Annotated in this window: 24 protein-coding genes and 1 tRNA gene; 16 read left to right on the top strand and 9 right to left on the bottom strand. The window is 70.9% G+C overall.

Going from position 1 to position 21,947, the window contains the following annotated elements:
- Window positions 1-162: 162 nt before the first annotated feature.
- The 3 genes from OG611_RS04050 to OG611_RS04040 all read right to left on the bottom strand — a co-directional run bounded on the left by OG611_RS04050 (window position 163) and on the right by OG611_RS04040 (window position 3,734).
- On the bottom strand, window positions 163-837 hold the full coding sequence (locus OG611_RS04050) for a response regulator transcription factor (RefSeq protein ID WP_323180027.1): 675 nt from the start codon (window positions 835-837) through the stop codon (window positions 163-165).
- 120 nt (window positions 838-957) lie between these two features.
- Window positions 958-2,313: a sensor histidine kinase gene (locus OG611_RS04045; protein ID WP_266415582.1), complete on the bottom strand. Its 1,356-nt coding sequence runs from the start codon at window positions 2,311-2,313 to the stop codon at window positions 958-960.
- A gap of 203 nt (window positions 2,314-2,516) precedes the next feature.
- The gene (locus OG611_RS04040; RefSeq protein WP_266415581.1) at window positions 2,517-3,734 is read right to left on the bottom strand and encodes a sensor domain-containing protein; all 1,218 of its coding nucleotides are present in this window, start codon (window positions 3,732-3,734) and stop codon (window positions 2,517-2,519) included.
- 170 nt (window positions 3,735-3,904) lie between these two features.
- Here OG611_RS04040 and OG611_RS04035 point away from each other — a divergent pair, with 170 nt between their 5' ends.
- The 12 genes from OG611_RS04035 (at window position 3,905) to htpX (ending at window position 15,637) form a co-directional block, all read left to right on the top strand.
- Entirely contained in the window at window positions 3,905-4,306 is a 402-nt protein-coding gene (locus OG611_RS04035) for an NADH-quinone oxidoreductase subunit A (RefSeq protein WP_189544080.1), read from the top strand.
- Window positions 4,297-4,950: an NADH-quinone oxidoreductase subunit B gene (locus tag OG611_RS04030; RefSeq protein WP_266415578.1), complete on the top strand. Its 654-nt coding sequence runs from the start codon at window positions 4,297-4,299 to the stop codon at window positions 4,948-4,950. Before OG611_RS04035 ends, OG611_RS04030 begins: the two co-directional genes overlap by 10 nt.
- Window positions 4,947-6,278: an NADH-quinone oxidoreductase subunit C gene (locus OG611_RS04025; protein WP_266415576.1), complete on the top strand. Its 1,332-nt coding sequence runs from the start codon at window positions 4,947-4,949 to the stop codon at window positions 6,276-6,278. Before OG611_RS04030 ends, OG611_RS04025 begins: the two co-directional genes overlap by 4 nt.
- Entirely contained in the window at window positions 6,275-7,243 is a 969-nt protein-coding gene (locus OG611_RS04020) for a complex I subunit 1 family protein (protein ID WP_266415574.1), read from the top strand. The genes OG611_RS04025 and OG611_RS04020 overlap by 4 nt, the downstream gene beginning before the upstream one ends.
- Window positions 7,243-7,851 carry an NADH-quinone oxidoreductase subunit I gene (locus tag OG611_RS04015; protein WP_266415572.1) on the top strand — a complete coding sequence of 203 codons (609 nt, stop codon included), beginning with the start codon at window positions 7,243-7,245 and terminating at the stop codon, window positions 7,849-7,851. Before OG611_RS04020 ends, OG611_RS04015 begins: the two co-directional genes overlap by 1 nt.
- Window positions 7,852-7,934: 83 nt before the next feature.
- A complete protein-coding gene (locus OG611_RS04010) occupies window positions 7,935-8,438 on the top strand; it encodes an NADH-quinone oxidoreductase subunit J (RefSeq protein ID WP_266425493.1) in 504 nt (167 codons plus the stop codon).
- Window positions 8,438-8,845 (top strand): NADH-quinone oxidoreductase subunit NuoK, encoded by a 408-nt coding sequence (nuoK, locus tag OG611_RS04005; protein ID WP_266415570.1) that lies wholly within the window; start codon window positions 8,438-8,440, stop codon window positions 8,843-8,845. Before OG611_RS04010 ends, nuoK begins: the two co-directional genes overlap by 1 nt.
- Window positions 8,842-10,842: an NADH-quinone oxidoreductase subunit L gene (locus OG611_RS04000; RefSeq protein ID WP_266415568.1), complete on the top strand. Its 2,001-nt coding sequence runs from the start codon at window positions 8,842-8,844 to the stop codon at window positions 10,840-10,842. The genes nuoK and OG611_RS04000 overlap by 4 nt, the downstream gene beginning before the upstream one ends.
- 27 nt (window positions 10,843-10,869) lie before the next feature.
- Complete coding sequence (locus OG611_RS03995; RefSeq protein ID WP_266425491.1) at window positions 10,870-12,417, top strand: NuoM family protein; 1,548 nt, start codon at window positions 10,870-10,872, stop codon at window positions 12,415-12,417.
- A complete protein-coding gene (locus OG611_RS03990; RefSeq protein ID WP_266415566.1) occupies window positions 12,414-14,000 on the top strand; it encodes an NADH-quinone oxidoreductase subunit N in 1,587 nt (528 codons plus the stop codon). Before OG611_RS03995 ends, OG611_RS03990 begins: the two co-directional genes overlap by 4 nt.
- A 94-nt stretch (window positions 14,001-14,094) precedes the next feature.
- Window positions 14,095-14,550 carry an MscL family protein gene (locus OG611_RS03985; RefSeq protein ID WP_266415564.1) on the top strand — a complete coding sequence of 152 codons (456 nt, stop codon included), beginning with the start codon at window positions 14,095-14,097 and terminating at the stop codon, window positions 14,548-14,550.
- A 223-nt stretch (window positions 14,551-14,773) separates the two neighbouring features.
- Window positions 14,774-15,637, top strand: a complete 864-nt coding sequence (gene htpX, locus OG611_RS03980; RefSeq protein WP_266415562.1) for a zinc metalloprotease HtpX — start codon at window positions 14,774-14,776, stop codon at window positions 15,635-15,637.
- Window positions 15,638-15,879: 242 nt separating this feature from the next.
- Here htpX and OG611_RS03975 read toward each other — a convergent pair whose 3' ends face one another.
- Window positions 15,880-16,281 carry a YccF domain-containing protein gene (locus OG611_RS03975; protein ID WP_266415560.1) on the bottom strand — a complete coding sequence of 134 codons (402 nt, stop codon included), beginning with the start codon at window positions 16,279-16,281 and terminating at the stop codon, window positions 15,880-15,882.
- A 172-nt stretch (window positions 16,282-16,453) separates the two neighbouring features.
- Between OG611_RS03975 and OG611_RS03970 the strand changes: the two genes are divergently transcribed.
- Together OG611_RS03970 and OG611_RS03965 are read left to right on the top strand one after the other, a co-directional pair.
- Window positions 16,454-16,693, top strand: a complete 240-nt coding sequence (locus tag OG611_RS03970) for a hypothetical protein (RefSeq protein WP_266415558.1) — start codon at window positions 16,454-16,456, stop codon at window positions 16,691-16,693.
- Between the two features lie 106 nt (window positions 16,694-16,799).
- Window positions 16,800-17,072, top strand: a complete 273-nt coding sequence (locus OG611_RS03965; protein ID WP_266415556.1) for a GlsB/YeaQ/YmgE family stress response membrane protein — start codon at window positions 16,800-16,802, stop codon at window positions 17,070-17,072.
- On the opposite strand, the gene OG611_RS03960 is transcribed toward OG611_RS03965, so the two are convergent.
- From OG611_RS03960 to OG611_RS03950, 3 genes are all read right to left on the bottom strand, one after another.
- A complete protein-coding gene (locus OG611_RS03960) occupies window positions 17,033-17,746 on the bottom strand; it encodes an alpha-ketoglutarate-dependent dioxygenase AlkB (protein ID WP_266415553.1) in 714 nt (237 codons plus the stop codon). The genes OG611_RS03965 and OG611_RS03960 overlap by 40 nt on opposite strands.
- Window position 17,747: 1 nt before the next feature.
- Complete coding sequence (locus OG611_RS03955; protein ID WP_266415550.1) at window positions 17,748-18,248, bottom strand: methylated-DNA--[protein]-cysteine S-methyltransferase; 501 nt, start codon at window positions 18,246-18,248, stop codon at window positions 17,748-17,750.
- A gap of 159 nt (window positions 18,249-18,407) precedes the next feature.
- Window positions 18,408-18,896 carry a YajQ family cyclic di-GMP-binding protein gene (locus OG611_RS03950; RefSeq protein ID WP_030926258.1) on the bottom strand — a complete coding sequence of 163 codons (489 nt, stop codon included), beginning with the start codon at window positions 18,894-18,896 and terminating at the stop codon, window positions 18,408-18,410.
- Window positions 18,897-19,272: 376 nt separating this feature from the next.
- Between OG611_RS03950 and OG611_RS03945 the strand changes: the two genes are divergently transcribed.
- Both OG611_RS03945 and OG611_RS03940 read left to right on the top strand, forming a co-directional pair.
- Window positions 19,273-19,354, top strand: a tRNA-Tyr gene (locus OG611_RS03945).
- A gap of 88 nt (window positions 19,355-19,442) precedes the next feature.
- The gene (locus OG611_RS03940) at window positions 19,443-19,892 is read left to right on the top strand and encodes a DUF523 domain-containing protein (protein WP_266415545.1); all 450 of its coding nucleotides are present in this window, start codon (window positions 19,443-19,445) and stop codon (window positions 19,890-19,892) included.
- 61 nt (window positions 19,893-19,953) lie between these two features.
- On the opposite strand, the gene OG611_RS03935 is transcribed toward OG611_RS03940, so the two are convergent.
- Together OG611_RS03935 and OG611_RS03930 are read right to left on the bottom strand one after the other, a co-directional pair.
- A complete protein-coding gene (locus tag OG611_RS03935) occupies window positions 19,954-20,610 on the bottom strand; it encodes an SDR family oxidoreductase (RefSeq protein ID WP_266415542.1) in 657 nt (218 codons plus the stop codon).
- Window positions 20,611-20,644: 34 nt separating this feature from the next.
- Window positions 20,645-21,946: an amidohydrolase family protein gene (locus tag OG611_RS03930; protein ID WP_266415541.1), complete on the bottom strand. Its 1,302-nt coding sequence runs from the start codon at window positions 21,944-21,946 to the stop codon at window positions 20,645-20,647.
- Between the last annotated feature and the right edge of the window lies 1 nt (window position 21,947).

Raw genomic sequence — 21,947 nt, 5'->3', positions numbered from 1 at the left:
TGGGACGCGATTTGATACCGGTTTGTCATGTTTCGCAAGCCCCCCAGCCGTTCGATGAAGACGCTGTGCACTCATCCTTTGGTGCTAGGCCCTGTCACCGCGGCGGCCGTGGCCGGCTCCCCGCGGTGACCTCCACCAGGTATCTGACAGGGTGTCAGCTCATCAGGAGTTCAGGTAGGTCAGAACGGCCAGCACCCGGCGGTGATCCCCGTCACTGGGGGACAGCCCCAGCTTCAGGAAGATATTGCTGACGTGCTTCTCCACGGCGCCGTCGCTCACCACCAGCTGCCTGGCCACCGCGGAGTTCGTCCGCCCCTCCGCCATCAGGCCGAGCACCTCGCGCTCGCGCGGCGTCAGCCCGGCCAGGACGTCCTGTTTACGACTCCGGCCCAGCAGCTGCGCCACCACCTCCGGGTCCAGCGCCGTCCCGCCCTGCGCCACCCGGACCACCGCGTCCACGAACTCCCTGACCTCGGCGACCCGGTCCTTCAGCAGATATCCCACACCCCGGCTGGACCCGGCCAGCAACTCGGTCGCGTACTGCTCCTCGACGTACTGCGAAAGGACCAGTACCCCGATCCCCGGATAGTCCTTCCGCAGCCGCACGGCCGCCCGCACACCCTCGTCGGTGTGGGTCGGAGGCATCCGCACATCGGCGACCACCACATCGGGCAGCGCGTCCTGCCCCGCCAGATCGCTCACCGTCTTGATCAGCGCCTCGGCGTCCCCGACTCCGGCGACGACGTCATGCCCCAGATCGGTCAGCAGCCGGGTGAGTCCTTCCCGGAGCAGCACCGAATCCTCGGCGATGACTACTCGCACCCTGTCCTCCACCATGAAGCCGTATCCCCCACTGTTCGCTGGTCCCGCATCTACGTCTCCAGCATCCCAGCATCGGCGCCCTGCTGTCCTCGGCCGCCGGGTGGACTTCAGCCGTACTCACCGTGCTCACCGTGCTCAGCCGCGCCACGGCAGCTCGGCCGTGACCCGGGTCGGGCCGCCCTGCGGGGAGTCCACGACCAGGACTCCGTCCACCGCCTCCAGCCGCTCGGTCAGCCCGGCGAGCCCGCTGCCCGACGACACATCGGCGCCGCCGCGCCCGTTGTCGGTGACCTGGAGCATCAGCCGGTCCGCCGCCCGCCACACATCGACCGACGCGCGGGTCGCCCGTGCGTGCTTGCTCACGTTCTGCAGCAGCTCGGAGACCGTGAAGTACGCGATGCCCTCGATCGCCTGGGCCGGCCGGGAGGCCAGGTCCACCTCGACGTTGACGGGGACGGTGCAGCGGGAGGCGATGGCGGAGAGTGCGGCGTCGAGTCCGCGGTCGGTGAGGACGGCGGGGTGGATGCCGCGGGCGAGGTCGCGCAGTTCCTGGAGGGCGACCTTGACCTCGCCGTGGGCCTCGTCGACCATGCGGGCCGCGGCTTCGGGGTCGTCGGTCAGCTTCTCCTTCGCCAGGCCCAGATCCATGGCGAGGGCGACGAGGCGGGCCTGGGCGCCGTCGTGGAGGTCGCGTTCGATGCGGCGCAGGTCGGCGGCGGCCGTGTCGACGACCACTCCCCGGTCCGACTCCAGCTCCGAGACGCGGGTCGCCAGCCGGGACGGCCCGAGCAGCCCGGCCACCATGACCCGGTCCACGCTCACCAGACCACGGATGATCCACGGCGTGACGAGGACGAATACCAGGCCGACCGCGCTGGTCAGAGCCAGTTCGACGGAGGAGTCGAGGCGGACGTCATGGGACCGGTCGCTGTACAGCTGAATGCCGCCCTGACCCGTGTACGCCGGGAAGACCCAGCGCCACAGCGGGTAGGTGAACGCGGTCCACCCGATCGTCCAGAACGTCACCGCGACGGAGAAGGCGAAGATCGCCCACGGCATGTGCAGCAGTGTGTAGAGCAGATGCCGCCAGGACGCCCCGCTCTTGAGCATCGCGCCCATCCAGGACATCAGGCCGCCGGTCCTGCCGCGCACCGGCGCCGGAGCCGCCACGTCCACCTTCAGCAGCCCGCGCGCCCGTGCCCGCTCCATCGCGCCGAAGCCGCGGCACATGGCCAGCGCGCCGGCCAGGATCGGAACCCCGAGGAAGGTGATCAGCATGCCGACGCCCAGCGTCGTCAGGGTGATCGAGAGGCTGAACAGGACCACGCCGATCGGCAGGCTCAGCAGCAGGTACGTGAGCTCGCGCCAGGTCCTGCCCTCGACGGGCGCGCGCAGCGCGGCGGGGAAGAAGTGCTTCACCGGGGGATGGTCCCCGAAGCCGGCTCCGGACCGCTGGTGGTCCCGAGTGTCCGGTCCGTATGCCGTGGCCATGGGTGCTGTCCGTTTCTTCTCATCTTCATCAGCGGTCTGTTGCCGTTATGACAAGGGTGCTGTTCCGCGGGCCGGCCCACCATGAGGGGGGTATCCCTCTTCGGCCGGGGGTTTTCCCCACCATCGAGGGGTGCGTACGGTCATGCACGGGCTGTACTGGTGGCGCTCGGGCGGGGGAGCCGATGGCGCTCGACCGGGGGAGGCTATCGGCGCTCGGCCGCCCCCGTATTGCTCGGCTCCTTGTCCTTCCGCTGCTCACGGTCCCGCCAGGGCAGTTCCGCGGTGACCGTCGTGGGTCCGCCGACCGGTGAGTCGAGGACGAACAGTCCGTCGACGGCGCCCAGCCGCTCGGCCAGCCCCGCCATTCCCGTACCGCCGTCCATCCGGGCCCCGCCCCGTCCGTCGTCGGTGACCTGGAGCATCAGCCGCTCCCCGGAGCGCCACACCTCGACGGACGCCGAACGCGCCGCGCTGTGCTTGCTCACGTTCTGGAGCAGCTCGGAGACCGTGAAGTACGCGATCCCCTCGATCGCCTCCGCGGGACGCCCCGGCAGATCCACGCTCACTGCGACGGGGACGGTGCAGCGGGAGGCGATGGCGGAGAGTGCGGCGTCGAGTCCGCGGTCGGTGAGGACGGCGGGGTGGATGCCGCGGGCGAGGTCGCGCAGTTCCTGGAGGGCGACCTTGACCTCGCCGTGGGCCTCGTCGACCATGCGGGCCGCGGCTTCGGGGTCGTCGGTCAGCTTCTCCTTCGCCAGGCCGAGGCCCATGGCGAGGGCGACGAGGCGGGCCTGGGCGCCGTCGTGGAGGTCGCGTTCGATGCGGCGCAGGTCGGCGGCGGCCGTGTCGACGACCACTCCCCGGTCCGACTCCAGCTCGGCGATCCGGCGCTCCAGCTCGTCGGAGGGCGAGAGCAGCCCGCGCACCATCGACCGGTCCACGTTGCTGAGGAGCCGTGCGACATGCGGGAGCACCGGCCACAGCACGATGAGGCTCACGAGCGTCACCGCGAAGGTGAGTACGCCCCAGGGCAGCCGGATGAAGGAGTACAGCACGGTCCGCCAGCCCACCGGGTCCTTGATGCTCGACCACAGCCAGGAGAAGAACCCCTTGTCCCGGCGGGACAGATCCATCGGGCTCGGCTCGTCGATCCGCACCCCGAGCATCGCCCGCGCCCGGCCCCGCTCGGCCTTGCCGATCAGCCGCGCCCCGTGCAGCCCGAGGGCGAGCAGGGGCAGACCGATCACCGTGACCGCAAGTCCCACGCCGACGGCGATCATGACAACCGTGTAAACAAACCCGGCAATGGCCAGGGGGAGATTGGCCAGCAGATGGCCGATCTCCTTCCAGGTCCAACGGTCGAGTGTGAGGCGGGCGGGCGGTGGCCGGTCGTTGTCCGGCACCTGGGGGCTCATGGTCATACGCCCCAGCCTGCCGGGCCGGACCGGCGCACGCCATGGGGCTCATGGGTGAGGTGAAGTAGGGATAACCCCACCCCTTGTCCGACGCGGCTGCTTACCGTCTCTTTAACAGGGCCTAGACTCCCGTGCGTACAGATCACCGGACGGATTCGAGGGAGCGAGGGGCGGACGTGGCGGACCTGCCGGAATCGACCGTTCTCGCGTCGGACTACTTCCACGGTTATTCAGTGGTCGGACTGCTCGCCGTGATCGGCGTGCTGTTCGTCGCCGTCGCCTTCGGGGCCGGCCGACTGCTGCGCCCCGTGGTCCCGACGCCGGAAAAGCTCCTGACGTACGAGTGCGGCGTGGATCCAGTGGGTGAAGGATGGGCACATACCCAGGTCCGTTATTACGTCTATGCCTTCCTGTACGTGATCTTCGCCGTCGACTCGATCTTCCTGTTTCCGTGGGCGACCGTATTCGCCGCACCCGGATACGGGGCGACGACGCTGGTCGAAATGTTCATCTTCCTCGGTTTCCTGGCCGTAGGACTGCTCTACGCATGGAAGAAGGGCGTCCTCGAATGGACGTGACCAGCCCGCAGGCCGACGAGGGATCCGAACCGCAGCCCGTGCCGACCTTCCTGCCGGAGCCCAAGCGGCTCGGCGTCCTGTCGCGCCTGGCGCCCGAGCCGATGAAGGTGGTCCTGAACTGGGGCCGCCGCTACAGCCTCTGGGTCTTCAACTTCGGGCTCGCCTGCTGCGCCATCGAATTCATCGCCGCCTCCATGGCCCGGCACGACTTCATCAGGCTCGGCGTGATCCCGTTCGCGCCCGGCCCGCGCCAGGCCGACCTCATGATCGTTTCCGGCACGGTGACGGACAAGATGGCCCCGGCGGTGAAGCGGCTGTACGAGCAGATGCCCGAGCCCAAGTACGTCATCTCCTTCGGCGCCTGTTCCAACTGCGGCGGCCCGTACTGGGACTCGTACTCCGTGACCAAGGGCGTGGACCAGATCATCCCGGTCGACGTCTACGTCCCCGGCTGCCCGCCCCGGCCGGAGGCGCTGCTCCAGGGCATCCTCAAGCTCCAGGAGAAGATCGCCCGGGAGTCGCTGGGCGAGCGGTACGCGACGGGCGGCGGCAGCCGTCCCTCCACCGCTGCCCTGCGCAGCGGCCTGGTCGCGCCCCCGCAGGACCCGGCGTCGGCCCCGGCCCCGGGGAAGGACCGCGCATGACCACCCCTGCCGGCGCCTACGACCGCCTGCCCGACGCCGCCGCCGAGCTCTTCGGCGAGGACGCGACGGCGGAGTACGCGTACGACCTGCTGACCGTCGACGTACCGGCCGCCGCCTGGATCGCCGCCCTCGAAACGGCCCGCGACCGGCTGGGCTGCACGTATTTCGACTGGCTGAGCGCGGTCGACGAACCGGGCACCGGCTTCCGGGTCTGCGTCCATGTCGCGGCCCTCGCCGGGGGCAAGGTCCGTCGGCTCATGATCCGTACGACCGTTCCGCACGAGGCGGCGGCCCTTCCCACCGCGATCGATGTCTACGCGGGCGCCGCCTGGCACGAGCGCGAGACGCACGAGATGTTCGGCATCGGCTTCGACGGCCACCCGCACCTGGTGCCGCTGCTGCTGCCCGAGGGCTTCGAGGGCCACCCGCTGCGCAAGGACTTCGTGCTGGCGGCGCGCGTCGCGAAGGCCTGGCCCGGCGCGAAGGAGCCGGGCGAGTCGGAGCACGGCGGCCCGAAGCGGCGCACGATGCTGCCGCCCGGCGTCCCCGACCCGAACGAATGGGGCCCCCTGAAGGGCCAGCTCCCGCCCGCCCCGTCCCGCCCGGCCCGCACCCCGCGAGCGGCGGGCGACCGCCCGGTGCGCCGCACCCGCAGCGCGAGCGAGGGCTCGGCCGCCCAGCGGACGGCAGCGGCAGCAGCGGCCCCGGCCCCGGAAACGGGCGCGGGTACGGAGACGACACCCCGGACCACGACCCCGCGCCGTACCCGGAGCGCGTCCCAGGGCTCGGCGAGCCAGCAGCCGACGAGCGGGCAGGCGGAGACAGCGGCGCCGGGGACGGGGGCGGGTGCGGGTACGGGTACGGGTACGGAACAGGGAGGCCCGGGGACCGATACGGGTACGGGGACCGGGGCAGCGGAGCCGAGCTCCGGAACCAGCGATGCCCCGTGGCACCACGCCCGCCCGGCTTTCGACGCGAATGCGAATGCGGATGCGGGTGCGGACTCGGGTGCGGGCACGGACCCCAGTACTTCCCAGCCCCTCCGGCGTTTGAGGAGCGGGGGTCCGGGGGCGGAGCCCCCGGTTCGGGAAGGGGCGGGTAGGGGAGAGGCCCTCCGCAGCGGCACCCCCGACGCGGACACCGACACCACCCCCGATACCGAGACCACCCCCGATACCGATACCGATACCGATACCGATACCGATACCGATACCGATACCGAGACCGCCCCCGCGACCCACCCCGAACCCTCGGCGCACCCGAAAACCCCAGAAACCTCAGAGACCCCCGAAACCCCAGAGACCCCCGCCGGAGGCGATACCGCGTGAACGACGTACTGGACGTCGCCCTCCGCCTCGTCATCGTCTTCGCCGTGTTCATGGTCCTCCCGCTCGTCGTCGGGCAGACCGAGCACAAGGTGATGGCCCATATGCAGGGCCGCCTCGGCCCCATGTACGCCGGCGGCTTCCACGGCTGGGCCCAGCTCGTCGCGGACGGCGTGAAGTTCGCGCAGAAGGAAGACATTGTCCCGGCCGAGGCCGACCGCCGGATTTTCCAGCTCGCGCCGGCCGTCGCGCTGCTCCCGTACCTCCTCGTGCTCGTCGCCATCCCGATCGGCCCCGGCGAGGGCGCGGTCGGGCAGGTCGTCGACGCGGGCATCTTCTTCGTGCTCGCCGTCATGGGCGTAGGAGTCCTCGGCTCGCTGATGGCCGGCTGGGCGTCGGCGAACAAGTTCTCCCTCCTCGGCGGCCTCCGTACCGCCGCCCAGCTGCTCGCGTACGAGCTGCCGATGCTGCTCGCCGCCGCCTCCGTCGCGATGGCGGCCGGCACCGTCTCCCTCCCGGGCATCCTCGATGCCTTCGAGTGGTGGTGGCTGCCCTGGCAGATCGTCGGCGCGCTGGTCTTCTTCGTGGCCGGACTCGCGGAGCTGCAACGCCCGCCGTTCGACATGCCGGTCGCCGACTCGGAGATCATCTTCGGCGCGTACACCGAGTACACCGGCCTGCGCTTCGCCCTGTTCCTGCTCGCCGAGTACGCGGGCATCGTCGTCCTGTGCGGACTGACCACCGTTCTCTTCCTCGGCGGCTGGCACGGCCCGTTCGGCGCCGACGGACTCGGCTGGGTCTGGACGCTCCTCAAGACCGCGGTCCTCGCCTTCGTCGTCATCTGGCTGCGGGTGTCCTACCCCCGGCTCCGCGAGGACCAGCTGCAGAAGCTCGCCTGGACCACGCTCATCCCGCTCGCTCTCGCGCAGATCGCGCTCACCGGCATCGTGAAGGTGGCGATCAGCTGATGCCCCCGATCCCCGGCTCCGGCCTGGCCAAGGGCCTGGCCGTTACCCTGCGGACGATGACGAGGAAGACGGTCACCGCGCAGTATCCGGACGTCCAGCCCGAGCTCCCGCCCCGCTCCCGCGGCGTCATCGCGCTGTTCGAGGAGAACTGCACGGTCTGCATGCTCTGCGCCCGTGAGTGCCCCGACTGGTGCATCTACATCGACTCCCACAAGGAGACGGTGCCGGCCGCGACCCCGGGCGGCCGCGAGCGCAGCCGCAATGTCCTCGACCGCTTCGCCATCGACTTCTCGCTCTGCATGTACTGCGGTATCTGCATCGAGGTGTGCCCCTTCGACGCGCTGTTCTGGTCGCCGGAGTTCGAGTACGCGGAGACGGACATCCTCGAACTCACCCATGAGCGCGACAAGCTCCGCGCATGGATGTGGACGGTGCCGGAACCGCCGGCGCTCGACCCGGGCGCCGAGGAGCCGAAGGAGATCGCCGCCGCCCGCAAGACGGCGGAGAAACTCGAAGCCCAGCGCGCCCAGGAAGCCCAACAGGCACAGCAGGCCCGACAGGCTCAGGAAACCCAGCAGAACCAGAGCGAAGCAGAGGGGGAGGAGTGACACTCGCAGCCACCGCGGCCCACTCCGCTCACACCGCCCTCGCCGCCCAGCCGGCCCACTCCGGCTTCCTCTCCCCGACCGGCATCGAGATCGCCTTCGTCCTCGTCGGCATCGCCACCCTCGGCGCGGCCCTCGTCACCGTCACGACCAAGCAGCTGGTGCATGCCGCCCTCTGGCTGGTCGTGACGCTCGGGGGTCTCGCCGTCGAGTACCTCCTGCTCACCGCTGAGTTCATCGCCTGGGTGCAGGTACTGATCTACGTCGGTTCCGTGGTCGTCCTTCTTCTCTTCGGGCTGATGCTCACCAGGGCCCCCATCGGCCGCTCCCCGGACGCCGACTCGGGCAACCGCTGGGCGGCCCTCGCCGTGGCCGTCGCCTCCGCCGGCGCGCTCGTCTGGGTCGTGGTCGACGCCTTCCGGACCACCTGGATCGACCTGGACGGACCGGCCCGGGGCTCGACCGACGTGACCGGCTCCTTCCTCTTCCGGCACTGGGTGCTGCCGTTCGAAGCACTCTCTGTCCTGCTGCTCGCCGCCCTCGTCGGCGCGATCGTCCTGTCCCGCAAGCGCGGTAAGGAGCAGAGCTGATGCACCTCGCCTATCCCGCCGTGCTCGCCGCCCTTCTCTTCTGCACCGGGCTGTACGGAGTGCTCGCCCGTCGCAACGCGATCCTGGTCCTGATGTCCGTCGAGCTGATGCTCAACGCCGTCAACCTCAACCTGGTCGCCTTCGACGTCTGGCTCCGCGACGCCCTGCACTCCGGCCAGGCCCTCACCCTCTTCACCATCGCCATCTCGGCGGCGGAGATCGGCATCGGCCTGGCGATCGTCCTCGCCGTGTACCGCAACCGCGGCAGCTCGGACGTCGACCGCCTCCGCGACACCGCCGAGACCGACGCCGCCGAAGCCCTCCCGGACGACGCGTCCGGCACCGGCACCGAAGACCAGGCCACTGCTGCGGCAGGGAAGGCAAAGAAGGCAGAGGCCACCGCGTGACCACCACGACCCTCGCCGTCCTCGTCCCCCTCCTTCCGTTCCTGGGCGCTGCGGCCGGTCTCCTCCTGGGACGCACCGCCCCCGGCTTCGTACGCCCCCTCGCCGTACTGCCCACCCTCGCCGCCGCCGTCATCGCCGCCGTCGTCGCCGCACGCCAGGGCGGCGGCCGGGCCATCGACGCCGCGACCCAGCTCACCCCCACCGGCTCGGTCCCGATCGACCTCGCCCTGCACCTCGACGGCTTCGCGGTCCTCGTCGCCGTCCTGGTCGGGCTTGTCGCGACCTGTGTACAGATCTACTCGACCGCCTATCTGCGCGACGACCCCCGCTACCCCTCGTACGCCGCCCTCGTCTCCCTCTTCACCTCCGCGATGCTGCTCGTCGTCTACTCGGGCGACCTGATGGTGCTCCTGGTCGGCTGGGAGATCATGGGTATCTGCTCGTACTTCCTCGTCGGCCACTACTGGGAGACGCCCGAAGCCCGCGCCGCCTCCCTCAAGGCCTTCCTGGTCACCAAGCTCGGCGACGTCCCCTTCCTGATCGGCCTGTTCGCGCTCGCCGCCGACACCGGCACCTTCCGCATCACCGGCATCCTGGGCGCCGTCGCCAACGGCGGCCCGGACCACCCCACCCTCATCGCCCTGCTGCTCCTCGCGGGCGTCGCCGGCAAGTCGGCGCAGTTCCCCCTGCACACCTGGCTGCCCGACGCGATGGCCGGCCCCACCCCCGTCTCCGCGCTGATCCACGCCGCGACGATGGTCGCCGCCGGTATCTACTTCGTGGCCCGGCTCCTCCCCGTCTTCGCCCAGTCCGGCGCGGCGCTCGTCGTGCTCGCCGTCATGGCGGCGATCACGATGATCGGCTCAGGACTCGCCGCCCTCGCCCAGGACGACATCAAGCGGGTCCTCGCCTACTCGACGATCGGCCAGCTCGGCTACATGGCCGGCGCCCTGGCCGTCGGCGACCGCGGGGCCGCCGTCTTCCACCTCCTCTCCCACGGCGCGTTCAAGGCCGTCCTCTTCCTCGCGGCCGGCGTCGTCATCCACGCCGCCGGGACCAACTCGCTGGCCGCCATGTCCCGCATGGGCGGCCTGACGAAGCGCATCCCGGACGCCTACTGGACGATGACCGTCGCCCTGCTCGCGCTCGCCGCCATCCCTCCGTTCGCCGGCTTCTTCTCCAAGGAAGCCGTCCTCGTCGCCGCCGAGCACACCGCGCTCGGGGACCGGCACGTCGCCCCGGCCGCCGCCGGCTGGACCGTACTCGTCGCCGGACTGCTCGCCGCCGTCCTCACCGCCGCCTACGCCACCCGCCTCTGGCTCCTCGCCTTCCGGGGCCGCGGCGCCGAGGCCCCCGACCACGGCAGGCAGCCCGTCGCGATGACCGCCGTCCTCTGGGTCCTCGCCGTCCCCACCATCGCCTTCGGACTGACCGTCGGCACGATCACCGACTGGTTCGACGGCCACAGCCTCACCCCGACCGTCACCACCGCCGTCCTCTCCACGGGCGTCGGCCTCGTCGGTGGCCTCGTCACCTACGGCGCCTGGCGCCACACCTCGGCGCTCGCCGCCCGTACCCCCGTCGGCACCGTCGTCGCCCACCCCGAAGCCGAACCCGCCCTCATCGAGGCCCAGGCCATGACGGCACACACCGCCGCCTACGGAGCCGACGGGGACGCCCCCGACCCGGCCGATCCCGGCCGCCTGCTGCTCGGCCCGCTCCACCACCACGCCGCCGCCGGCTTCCACCTCGACGCCCTGTACACGGCGCTGTTCGTCCGCCCCGTCCAGGCCGCGGCGAGCCTCGTCCGCTTCCTGGACCGCGAGGTCGTCGACACCTACGTACGCGGCTCCGGCACCGGCGCACGCTGGCTCGGCACCGCCGTCCGCCGAGCCCAGACCGGCAACGTGCAGACCTACCTCGGCGCGCTGCTCGCGGGTTCCCTGGTCCTGGTGATCGCCGCCGTCGTCTTCGCCAACACCAACGCCGGGTCGTGAGCCGTGATCGATATCAGTGAATCCGTGATGCAGTTCCTTCTCGCGTTCATCGTCGTCGTCCCGCTCGTCGGTGCCGTGGCCGCCCTGCTGCCGGCCCCGCCGGGACTGAAGGGAACCAGCCCCGACCAGGCCGTGCTCCGCCACGGCGTGACCGTCACCGGCGCGATCCTCGTCGCCGCGATCGTCCTCGCCGCGGGCTTCGACCACGACCACCCGTCGAAGATGCAGGCCACCACCGACATCAGCTGGATCCCGGCGCTCGACGTCCGCATCCATCTCGGCATCGACGGCATCTCGCTCCCCCTTCTCGTACTGACCGCGCTGCTGACCTTCCTCTGCGCGCTCTACAGCTACTTCAAGCTGCCCGCGGGCCCCTCCCCGAAGGCCTTCGTCGCTCTCCTGCTCGTCCTGGAGTCCGGCACCCTCGCGACCTTCGCCGTCCTCGACCTGCTGCTGTTCTTCCTGGCGTTCGAGATGGTGCTCGTCCCGATGTACTTCCTCATCGCCCGCTGGGGCGGTGCGCAGAGGCAGGCCGCCGCCTGGAAGTTCATCCTCTACACACTGCTCGGCTCGGTCGTCATGCTGCTGGGCCTGCTCCTCATCGGACTGAAGAGCGGCACCTTCGACATGGTGGCACTCGCCACTGACAACGGCCGTGGGCTCACCTCGTCCGTGCAGGTCATCGCCGTTCTGGCGATCGGCATCGGGCTCGCCGTGAAGACCCCGATGTGGCCGCTGCACAGCTGGCTGCCGGACGCCCACACCGCCGCCCCGACCGTCGGCTCGGTCCTCCTCGCGGGCGTCCTGCTGAAGATGGGCACGTACGGATTCGTCCGGATCCTGCTCCCCATCGCCCCCGACGGGATGCACACCTTCGCGCCCTACCTCGCCGCCTTCGCGGTCGTCGGCATCATCTACGGATCGCTGGCCTGCCTGGCGCTGGTCCGCCCCGGCTCCAAGGGCGACCTCAAGCGCCTGATCGCGTACTCCTCCGTCGGACACATGGGCTTCGTGCTCCTCGGCATCGCGAGCATGACGCCCACCGGAGTCAACGGCGCGCTCTTCGCCAACATCGCCCACGGCCTCATCACCGGCCTGCTGTTCTTCCTCGTCGGCGCGGTCAAGGACAGGTACGGCACCGCCGACCTCGACACCCTCTCCGGGGCCACCGGAGCCGCGCTCTACGGCCGGGCACCCCGCCTCGGCGGCCTCCTCGCCTTCGCCGCCGTCGCCTCCCTCGGCCTGCCGGGCCTCGCCGGATTCTGGGGCGAGATGCTCGCCCTGTTCGGCTCCTTCGACCCCGCCGACGGCCTCAGCCGGCCCGCCTTCCTCACCTTCATGTCGATCGCCGCGTTCGGCACCCTGCTCACCGCCGCGTACATGCTCATGGTCGTACGCCGGGTCTGCATGGGTGAGAAGCGCGAAGAGCCGCAGCTCGCCGATGTCCAGACGTACGAATTCGCCGCCTGGACCCCGCTCGTCGCGCTCACCGTCCTCGCCGGTCTGTGGCCCGCCGCCCTCCTCGGCCTCACCGACCCGGCCGTGCAGAAGCTCCTCGCAGGAGGCAAGTCGTGACCACAGCCGTCGTCACCCCGGACCTCGTCACCACCGCGGCCGAGAGCACCACCAGCCTCATCCAGTCCGTCGACTGGCTCGCGATCGCACCCCCGGTCGTCGTCGCGGCCATGGCGCTGATCGTCCTGGTCACCGACCTCTTCCTGCCCGAGCGCCGCAAACCGCTCCTCGGCGCGCTGACCATCACCGGGCTCGTCGCCGCCCTGGCGCTCCTCGTCCCGCTGCGCGACGGCGACCGCTCCACCTTCTGCCTCAACGCGGCGGCCACCGGATCCGGCTCCGCCGACGCCTGCAGCTACACCGCCGACCACTTCGCCCTGGTCATCCAGGCCCTCGTGCTCGGCGGCGCCCTGCTCACCGCCCTGCTCTCGCTCGGCGACACCCGCAAGCTCCCGGCCGGCGAGTTCTGGTTCCTGCTGCTGTCCTCCGCGTCCGGCGCCGCACTGCTGCCCGCCGCCCGCGATCTCGCCACCCTCGTCGTCGCCCTCGAAGTCGCCTCGCTGCCCGCCTTCGCGCTCGTCGGCATCAAGCGCGGCGACCGGCGGTCCTCCGAGGCCGCCCTGAAGTTCTTCCTCTCCTCCGTCGTCGCGACCGCCGTCATGCTGCTCGGCGTCAGCTTCGTGTACGCGACCACCGGCACCCTGCACCTCACCGAGATCGCCGCCCGGCTCGACGACGTACCCGGTCAGCTCGACACCCTCGCCAAGGCGGGCGTCGCCCTCACCCTGGTCGGCTTCGCGTTCAAGACGGCCGCCGCGCCCTTCCACTTCTGGGTTCCCGACACGTACATCGGCGCCCCCCTGCCGATCGCCGCCTACCTCTCGGTCGTCGGCAAGGCGGTCGGCTTCTCCGGCCTCATCCTCGTCACCGTGGTCGCGTTCCCGGCGTACGCCGATGTCTGGGGACCGGCCCTCGCCGTCATCGCCGTGCTCACCATGACGATCGGCAACGTCGCCGCCCTGCGCCAGAACGCCGGCCGGGCACGCAGCGCCGTGCGCCTGCTCGCCTGGTCGTCCGTCGCCCAGGCCGGCTACCTGCTGGTGCCGATCGCCGCCGCCGCGTACTCCAGCGACGAGCACATCGGCTCCACCGTCGCGTACGCCCTCATGTACGCCGTCGTGAACCTCGGGGCCTTCGCGGTCGCCGCCCTGGTCGCCCGTACCAGCCCCGGCAACCGGATCACCGACTACCGCGGCCTGTACGCCACCCGGCCCCTCGCCGCCCTGGCGATGGCCTTCTTCCTGCTCTGCCTGGCGGGCCTGCCGCCCGGCATCATCGGCCTCTTCGCCAAGGTCACGGTCTTCTCCGCGGCCGTCGACGCCGGACTCGGCTGGCTCGCCGTCGTCATGGCCGTCAACGTCGTGATCGCGCTCTACTACTACCTCCAGTGGACCGCGACGCTCTTCCGCGCCCCGGCGGCGGCCCGCGACGAGACCCCGGCGGACGGCTCCGCACCTGCCCCCACCAGGCACGGAGCCCCGGCCTCCCTCACCGTCGCGATCACGCTCACCGCCGTGGCCGGTGTGGTGCTCTCAGGCGCTCCGCAGACGGTCCTCAGGTTCGCTGCCGTCAATCTCTTCTGACATACCGAAGATCGGTTTGCCCGGGACGGCCCGTACAGGGCAAGGTCTTGCCCGCACACCCCCCACACATACGCATTCCAGAGGAGCAAGAGCAGTGCTGAACGGGTTCAAGGACTTCATCCTGCGCGGAAACGTCATCTCCATGGCCATCGGGCTGGCCGTCGGAGCAGCGTTCACCGCAGTCGTCACCGGCTTCAGCACGGCCTTCATCACCCCACTGATCGGCCTCGCCACCGGCTCCGTCGGAGACTTCAGCTCGGCGCAGTTCTCGGTCGAGGGCGCCATCTTCCCGTACGGGAAGTTCCTGGCCGCCGCCATCGCGTTCCTGATCACCGCCGCGGTCCTCTACTTCGGCGTCGTGGTTCCCATGGCGAAGGTCCAGAACCGTTTCGCCAAGGCGGAGCAGGTCGACATCAAGGCCGCCCTGCGCGACTGCCCCCGCTGCTACACCGAGATCCCGGCCATCGCCTCCCGCTGCGCCCACTGCACCAGCGAGATCAAGCCGGACCCCGAGGCCCTCGCGGTCGCCGGCCTCCCCGCCCAGCGCTGAGCCACCGGGCAGCGGACCGGTACGCGCACAGCCACTGACCCGTACGGCCCAGAGCCTGATCCGGCCCGCAAGTGCCGGACAGGCCCTGCCCCTGCCCCTGCGGCGGCGCGCACAAGGGAACTAGCTCCTCTCGCCTCGCGTTGACCTGTACGGGAGGCTCCACTGGGGGAGTGGAGACCAACAAGCAGAGGGTTCCCCTGCCGCACCATTTGGAGGGCGTACCGTGCACCGCCGGCACAACGGGCTGAGAACCGCCGTACTCCTCGGGGGACTGTCCGCACTCATCATCGTCATCGGAAGCTTCTTCGGACGTACGGGCCTGATCGTCGCGCTCCTCGTAGCCGTCGGCACCAACGCCTACGCGTACTGGAACAGCGACAAGCTGGCGCTCAGGGCCATGCGGGCCCGTCCCGTCAGCGAGTTCGAGGCACCACAGCTCTACCGCATGGTCCGCGAGCTCTCCACCGCCGCCCGCCAGCCCATGCCCCGGCTCTACATCTCCCCGACGCAGGCCCCCAACGCCTTCGCCACCGGGCGCAATCCGCGCAACGCCGCGGTCTGCTGCACCGAAGGCATCCTGCAGATCCTGGACGAGCGGGAGCTGCGCGGCGTACTGGGACACGAGCTGAGCCATGTCTACAACCGCGACATCCTGATCTCGTCCGTCGCCGGAGCGCTCGCCTCCGTCGTCATGTTCCTGGTCAACTTCGCCTGGCTGATCCCGGTGGGCCGGTCCAACGACGACGACGGACCCGGGATCCTCCGGATGCTGATGATCATGATTCTCGGCCCCATCGCGGCGTCCGTCATCCAGCTGGCCGTCAGCCGCTCCCGCGAGTACGAGGCGGACGCCTCCGGTGCCCAGCTGACCGGCGACCCACTGGCCCTGGCCAGTGCCCTGCGCAAGCTCGACGCAGGAACGAAACAGCTGCCGCTCCCCCCGGAGCCGAGGATCGAGACCGCGAGCCACATGATGATCGCGAATCCGTTCCGCCCCGGCCAGGGCATGTCCAAACTCTTCTCGACGCATCCGCCCATGGCGGAGCGCATCGCCCGGCTGGAGCAGATGGCGGGCCCCCGCCCCTGAGAGGCTGTCGGGTGACCTCGGACCGGGCGGCCACGCCCTGGCACGCACGCTTCCCGCGTTGTCGTCGGTCGACGACGCTCCGCGTCGCCTCCCTCCTCCGCCTTGGAATCGCACGCACCAGACCGCGTCCGCTTTTCCGGTCCGAGGTCACCCGACAGCCTCTGAGAGGCTGTCGGGACTCCATCGCCGCGCCGGCTCACGCGGGCGGCCCCGGACGAGAAGTCCGGGGCCGCTCGGGGCGATCAGCGGGCGCCGAAGGCCTCGTCGCTCGGGACCACCTCGCGGCCCAGCGGCATCAGCGAGATGGGGATCATCTTCAGGTTCGCCCAGCCGAAGGGGATACCGATGATCGACACGAACAGCGGGATGCTGGTGATCAGGTGCCCCAGCGCGAGCCACCATCCGGCGAAGACGAGCCAGATCACATTGCCGACGCAGGACGGCGCACCCGCGTCGGGCCGCTCCACGGTCGTCCGCCCGAACGGCCACAGCACATAACCGGCGATCCTCAGGGACGCGATGCCGAACGGGATCGTCACGATCAGCACGAAGCAGATGATCGCGGCGACGAGGTAGCCGAGGGCCATCCAGAACCCGCAGAGCACCACCCACAGGATGTTCAGGATCAGCTGTATGAGCTTCATGGTCACTCGCCTTCCGAAGGTTTTGCCCGTCGTCGCTCTGCATGGTCAGTATCAGCCCCGGTCACGGACAGCAGTAACCGGAACGGGCCCGTGGAGTGACAAGGAGCGCAGGCGGACGGCCCGAGCCCCGCGGTCCCGCCCCACTGTCAGTGCCGTCATTCACCATGAACGCATGAACGACACCGAGCAGTTGCTCGCAGCCGCGGAGAAGACCGTCCGCACCGCCTCGCGCCGGGAGAGGCACCTCCTCCTGCCGGACGCCGATGCGCCGGGGCACACCTGGTACGCGGATCAGCCCGACCTCGCCCGGCGGCTCGGCAGCTGGCTGGACGGCACCGCGTGGTACTCCGAGGAGGCCGAGGACGAAACGGCCGATCCGGCGCCCTGGCCGGAGTTCAGCGCCCGCACCTGACCCATGGGCGGCCGGGGCGCCGCCCGCTCATGGAGCGCGCAGGCAACCACGTCACAGGCACGGGCGTCTTGGATTCCAGGAACGAGTGACGGGTAGGTTCGCACGCATGAGCATTATCGGATGGATCATTCTCGGACTGGTGGCCGGAGTCATCGCCAAGGTCCTGCTGCCGGGCCGTGACCCGGGCGGCCTGGTCGGCACCACCCTCATAGGCATCGTCGGCGCCTTCCTCGGCGGCTGGATATCGTCGCGCTTCCTCGACCGCCCCATCGCCAACGACTTCTTCGACACGGCCACTTGGATCGCCGCCATCGGTGGTTCGCTGGTCCTGCTGATCCTCTACCGGCTGCTGTTCGGGAACTCCCGCGAACGCCGCTGACGCCCGTCCGTGCCGAAGGTGCCCAACCCGGTCTCGCGCAGGGTCACGTTGAGCCGGCCGCGGCTCATCCCCGTCGCGGGATCGGCGGTCCCGGGACAGACCTTCGGCACGCCGTGGAACGCGAAACGTGACGGCCCGCCGAACACGAACAGATCGCCCGAGGCCAACTCCACGTCCGTGTAGGGCTTTCCGCGGTTCTCCGTGTTGCCGAAGCGGAAGACGCAGGTGTCGCCGATGCTGAGTGACACCACCGGAGCGCCGGACCGCTCCTCCTTGTCCTGGTGCATGCCCATCCGCGCCGCCCCGTCGTAGAAGTTGATGAGCGCGGTGTCCGGCGCGTACGTCCGTACCGGACTCTCGTCCCCGTACGCAGCGGCCAACGCCTCGCGACCCAACGCCGCCAGCCAGTCGGGGAATTCGGCCACCCGCGCGCCGTTCACATCGTCGGCCGTGCGCGAATACCGGTACGGCTGCCAGTGCCACCCCACACAGACCGTCTGCACGGACATCACCCCGCCGCCCGGCAGGACCGTGTGTCGCAGGGGCACGGGCCCGCGCGCCCATTCCCGGCAGGCCGCCACCAGCTCCCGCCGGCGCTCCGGCGACAGCCACTCCGGCACATGCACGGCTCCCGGCGCGACGACGGTACGAGGCCTCGGGAAGAGTCCGGACATCTCAACGCACCGCCAGGGCGCCTTCCAGCCCCAGGAGCCGCTCCTTGCGCTCCACGCCGCCCGCGTAACCCCGCAGCGCCCCGTCCGCGCCGATCACCCGATGGCACGGCCGCACGACCAGCAGCGGATTGCGCCCGATCGCCGTCCCCACGGCCCGAACCCCCGCCCCCGGGGTGCCGACGCGTTCGGCGATCTGCCCGTAGGACACGGTCTCCCCGTACGGGACGGTGTCCAGGGCGGCCCACACCCGGCGCTGGAAGTCGGTGCCCACGCCGTCCGCGTACACGATGTCGAAGCGGGTCAGCCGCCCCGCGAAGTACTCCCGCAGCTGAGCGGCGATCCCCGCGAAGGCCTCCGGGACATGGATCCACCCGTCCTGGACGACCGCGGCGCCCTTCTGGCCGGGCAGCGAGAGCGAGGCGAGCGCCACCCCGCCGGTGATCTCTTCGCCGACCAGCAGCAGTTCACCCAGCGGGCTGTCGACCGTTGCGTACATGGTCATGACTCGTCCCTTTCCTGCACGTCATGCCGGGATTCGACTGGATCGTCGCCCGACATGGACAAGTCTGCGTTCCCCGCTCCGGCATGACCGGCGGTTTTCGGACATCGCGCCCCGGGTGCGGAGCGGAGTGCCCCGCTCCGCACGCCGAAGGGGCGGGACCTACCGGTAGTTCACGAACTGCACTGCGAAGTCGAAGTCCTGGCCCTTCAGTAGCGCCTGCACGGCCTGTAGATCGTCCCGGCTCTTCGAGCTGACCCGCAGCTCATCACCCTGGACCTGCGCCTTGACGCCCTTCGGGCCCTCGTCACGAATGATCTTCGCCACCTTCTTGGCGTTCTCCTGGGAGATGCCCTCCTCGATCGTGGCGAAGATCTTGTACTCCTTGCCGGACAGCTGCGGCTCGCCCGCGTCCAGCGACTTCAGCGAGATGCCGCGCTTGATCAGCTTGGACTGGAAGATGTCGAGGATCGCCTTGACCCGCTCCTCGCCGTTCGCCTCCATCAGGATCTTCTCGCCGGACCAGGAGATCGAGGCGCCGGTGCCCTTGAAGTCGTAACGCTGCGAGATTTCCTTGGCGGCCTGGTTGAGGGCGTTGTCGACCTCCTGCCGCTCGACCTTCGAGACGATGTCGAAACTGGAGTCGGCCATGACGTGTGGCTCCTTGTATCGGGGGTTCGGGAACGGGGTGCATACGGGCGGCGGCGGGCCTGCCGGCCCCGCGTCGCCGATCAAAGCCTAAGGGCTGTCCCGCAATCCCTGGCGGGCGTGCGGCGTCAGCCACGGCACCTCGCCGCGTTGTCGGAACGCCCGAATACATCCAGTATTCGGGCGTTCCTCCGCCTTGCGATGCACCGCATCCGACGCCGCACGCCGATCCACCAGGGATTATGAGACAGCCCTTGGCCACCCGCGCCCGATCGGGCCGCTGATCAATCCGGTGGCGAAGCACCCCCGGGCATCGGGTATCGTTTACGTCGTTGCCACGGGGCACCGCCGAAAAGCGGTTCTCATGGCGGCAATCCCTGGCGGTGTGCCCGAGTGGCCAAAGGGAGCAGACTGTAAATCTGCCGGCTCAGCCTACCCAGGTTCGAACCCTGGCGCCGCCACATGGTAAGGCCCCTGTCTCAGACAGGGGCCTTCTTTGTTTGCTGCTGCGAGGCTGCGAGACCGTAGGAACCGCGAAAGGCCGTGAACATGGAATCCGTACTGGTCAGCGCCTGTCTGCAGGGCGTGCCCTGCCGCTTTGACGGCCGCGGCAAGGCCTCGGCCGCGGTGACCGCGGCCATCGGCGACCGACGCCCCGTGGCCTTCTGCCCCGAGGTCTCCGCCGGACTGCCCACCCCGCGCCGCCCCGCCGAGATCACCGGCGGCGACGGCCACGACGTGCTGGACGGCCGCGCCCGCGTCGTCGACGACACCGGGCACGACGTGACGGAGGAGTTCGTGGACGGCGCGGAAAGGGCGCTGGAGGCCGCGCGCCGGACCGGGTGCACCGAGGCGTTGCTGATGGCGCGCAGCCCTTCCTGCGGGCGCGGAACGGTCTATGACGGTACGTTCACGGGCGAGCTCCGCGAGGGCGACGGCGTCACCGCCGCGCTGCTGGAGCGCCACGGCATCGCCGTCCGCCCGGCACCGGGCGCCTGAGAGGCTCGCGCGGCCGGGTCCGACGCCCCGCGGCGCCGGACGGCCGCCCCGGCCCGCCCGGTCAGTTCCCCGCGATGTCCTTGACCGCGACCGCCACCGGTACGTTCCCCGAGATGAGCTCCAGCGTCAGCCCCGCCGTCGCCGGGGTCTCCAGCAGCTCCAGCAGCGCCGCCGCCACGTCGTCGCGCGGCACCGGCCCGCGACCGGTCGACGCGGTCAGCAGGACCGTCCCCTTGCCCGCGTCGTTCGTCAGCATGCCGGGGCGCAGGATCGTCCAGTCGAGCGCGGCCCTGGAGCGCACGTACGCGTCCGCCGCGCCCTTGGCCCGCAGATACGCGTCGAAGACCTCGTCGCCCGGGTGGTCGGGGTCGGCGCCCATCGAAGAGACCACGACGTAGCGCCGTACGCCCGCCCGTTCCGCCGCGTCCGCGAACAGCACCGCCGCCCCGCGATCCACCGTCTCCTTGCGTGCCGAGCCGCTGTCCGGGCCCGCACCGGCCGCGAAGACCGCCGCGTCGGCGCCGCGCAGCACCTGCGCCACCTCCTCCACGGAGGCGGATTCGAGATCCAGGACGACCGGCTCGGCACCCGCCGCCCGGAGGTCCTCGCCCTGGTCCGGATTGCGGATCACGCCCACGGCTTCGTCCCCGCGCGCGGCGAGCAGCCGCTCCAGCCGCAGCGCGATCTGACCATGTCCACCTGCGATGACAATGCGCATGGTCACGACCGTACGCCGCGACGGCCCGCCGCGCTCAGGGCCCGCCGCAAGGACCGGAATCCGGTCTCTCCTGGTGGGGCAGGCCGAGGGCGACGACGGTCTCGGAGTCGCCGTACTCGCGCACCGCGCTCGTCCGCGCCACCACCCGCCCGCGATGCACCACGATCCGGCTGTAGGCGAGCGAGAGCACGCCCGGGAGCTGCTCCCCGCGCACGGCGAGCAGCTCGGCCGGGAAGCCCGCCTCGACCCTGACGCCGGGCAGCCCCGTCGCCGCCCTGGCCACCGAGGACACCGCCTCGTACGCCTCCGTGGCCGGCAGTCCGTGCTGCGAGGCCAGCAGATAGGCGGCCTCCAGCGGATCGCCGCGGCCCACGGGGTTCGCGATGTCCCGCAGCGCCCCGCTGCCCGCCGCGACCCGCACTCCGGCCGCCCGCAGCAGCCGTACGGGCGCGGTGCCCCGGCCCTCCGCGCCGCAGCAGCCGCCCTGGGGGAGGCAGATCACCGTCACCCCGGCCGCGGCCAGCTGGTCGGCGGCGCGGGCGGCGGCCTGCGGGGGGAGCAGGGAGAGGCCGGCGCACGGGCCGAGGGAGACGCCGGGCCGCAGCCCGCCGGCCATGGCGGCCAGCCGGCCGAGCCGGGCCGGATCGTCGCCGTCGGTGTGCAGATCGACGGGGCAGCCCTGTTCGGCGGCGACCTCCAGGACGGCTTCCGCGTACCCCGCCGGGTCCGGATCGAGGTCCGGGCAGCCGCCGACCGCACCGACCCCCATCTTCACCGCGTCGCGCAGCATGGCCAGGTTGTCGGCGCCCGCGACGCCGGTGAGCAGCCGGGGCACGGCGACCGGGGTCAGGTCGGCCAGTCCGCTCAGCGAACGGCGTGCCTGCAGTACGGCTTCGAGCGAGGCGAGGCCCTGGACGTCCCCGATCCGCACATGCGAGCGCAGCGCCGTGGCGCCGTGGCCGAGCTGCAGCAGCGCGGCCTCGATGGTGCGGCGCCGAATGTCCTCCGGGCGGTGCGACACCGGTCCAGGGGTGCCGGGACCCGTGCCGTCGGCGGTGAGCGCGGTGTCGCTGTGGGCGTGGGGTTCGGCGGGGGCGGGGAGCAGTAGATAGCCGCGCAGGTCCATCCGGGGGCCGGGTGCGGTCAGGCTGCCCGCGGTGCCGACGGCCTCGATGCGGCCGCCGCCGAGCCGTACGTCCACGACGCGGCCGTCGGTGAGACGGGCGCCGCAGAGCACCAGGCCGGCCCCGGCCGAGGTGACGGTGTCGGGGCTGCTGGACGCATCGGCCGCGTCGGCGGCGTGGTCGTCCGGCTGCCACGGCTGGCTGTCGGGCATC

It is taken from the genome of Streptomyces sp. NBC_01363, assembly GCF_026340595.1.
Lineage (GTDB): Bacteria > Actinomycetota > Actinomycetes > Streptomycetales > Streptomycetaceae > Streptomyces.
This window is presented reverse-complemented; position numbering and strand designations above follow the sequence as displayed.

Coding starts and splice junctions, on each gene's coding strand:
- OG611_RS04030 (WP_266415578.1), top strand. CDS start 4,297: ATGGACGTGACCAGCCCGCAGGCCGACGAGGGATCCGAACCGCAGCCC.
- OG611_RS03995 (WP_266425491.1), top strand. CDS start 10,870: ATGCAGTTCCTTCTCGCGTTCATCGTCGTCGTCCCGCTCGTCGGTGCC.
- OG611_RS03935 (WP_266415542.1), bottom strand. CDS start 20,610: ATGCGCATTGTCATCGCAGGTGGACATGGTCAGATCGCGCTGCGGCTG.
- OG611_RS04050 (WP_323180027.1), bottom strand. CDS start 837: ATGGTGGAGGACAGGGTGCGAGTAGTCATCGCCGAGGATTCGGTGCTG.
- OG611_RS03965 (WP_266415556.1), top strand. CDS start 16,800: ATGAGCATTATCGGATGGATCATTCTCGGACTGGTGGCCGGAGTCATC.
- OG611_RS03950 (WP_030926258.1), bottom strand. CDS start 18,896: ATGGCCGACTCCAGTTTCGACATCGTCTCGAAGGTCGAGCGGCAGGAG.
- OG611_RS04040 (WP_266415581.1), bottom strand. CDS start 3,734: ATGACCATGAGCCCCCAGGTGCCGGACAACGACCGGCCACCGCCCGCC.
- OG611_RS04045 (WP_266415582.1), bottom strand. CDS start 2,313: ATGGCCACGGCATACGGACCGGACACTCGGGACCACCAGCGGTCCGGA.
- OG611_RS03975 (WP_266415560.1), bottom strand. CDS start 16,281: ATGAAGCTCATACAGCTGATCCTGAACATCCTGTGGGTGGTGCTCTGC.
- OG611_RS04025 (WP_266415576.1), top strand. CDS start 4,947: ATGACCACCCCTGCCGGCGCCTACGACCGCCTGCCCGACGCCGCCGCC.
- OG611_RS03955 (WP_266415550.1), bottom strand. CDS start 18,248: ATGACCATGTACGCAACGGTCGACAGCCCGCTGGGTGAACTGCTGCTG.
- OG611_RS03960 (WP_266415553.1), bottom strand. CDS start 17,746: ATGTCCGGACTCTTCCCGAGGCCTCGTACCGTCGTCGCGCCGGGAGCC.
- OG611_RS04015 (WP_266415572.1), top strand. CDS start 7,243: ATGCCCCCGATCCCCGGCTCCGGCCTGGCCAAGGGCCTGGCCGTTACC.
- OG611_RS03970 (WP_266415558.1), top strand. CDS start 16,454: ATGAACGACACCGAGCAGTTGCTCGCAGCCGCGGAGAAGACCGTCCGC.
- OG611_RS03930 (WP_266415541.1), bottom strand. CDS start 21,946: ATGCCCGACAGCCAGCCGTGGCAGCCGGACGACCACGCCGCCGACGCG.
- nuoK (WP_266415570.1), top strand. CDS start 8,438: ATGCACCTCGCCTATCCCGCCGTGCTCGCCGCCCTTCTCTTCTGCACC.
- OG611_RS03940 (WP_266415545.1), top strand. CDS start 19,443: ATGGAATCCGTACTGGTCAGCGCCTGTCTGCAGGGCGTGCCCTGCCGC.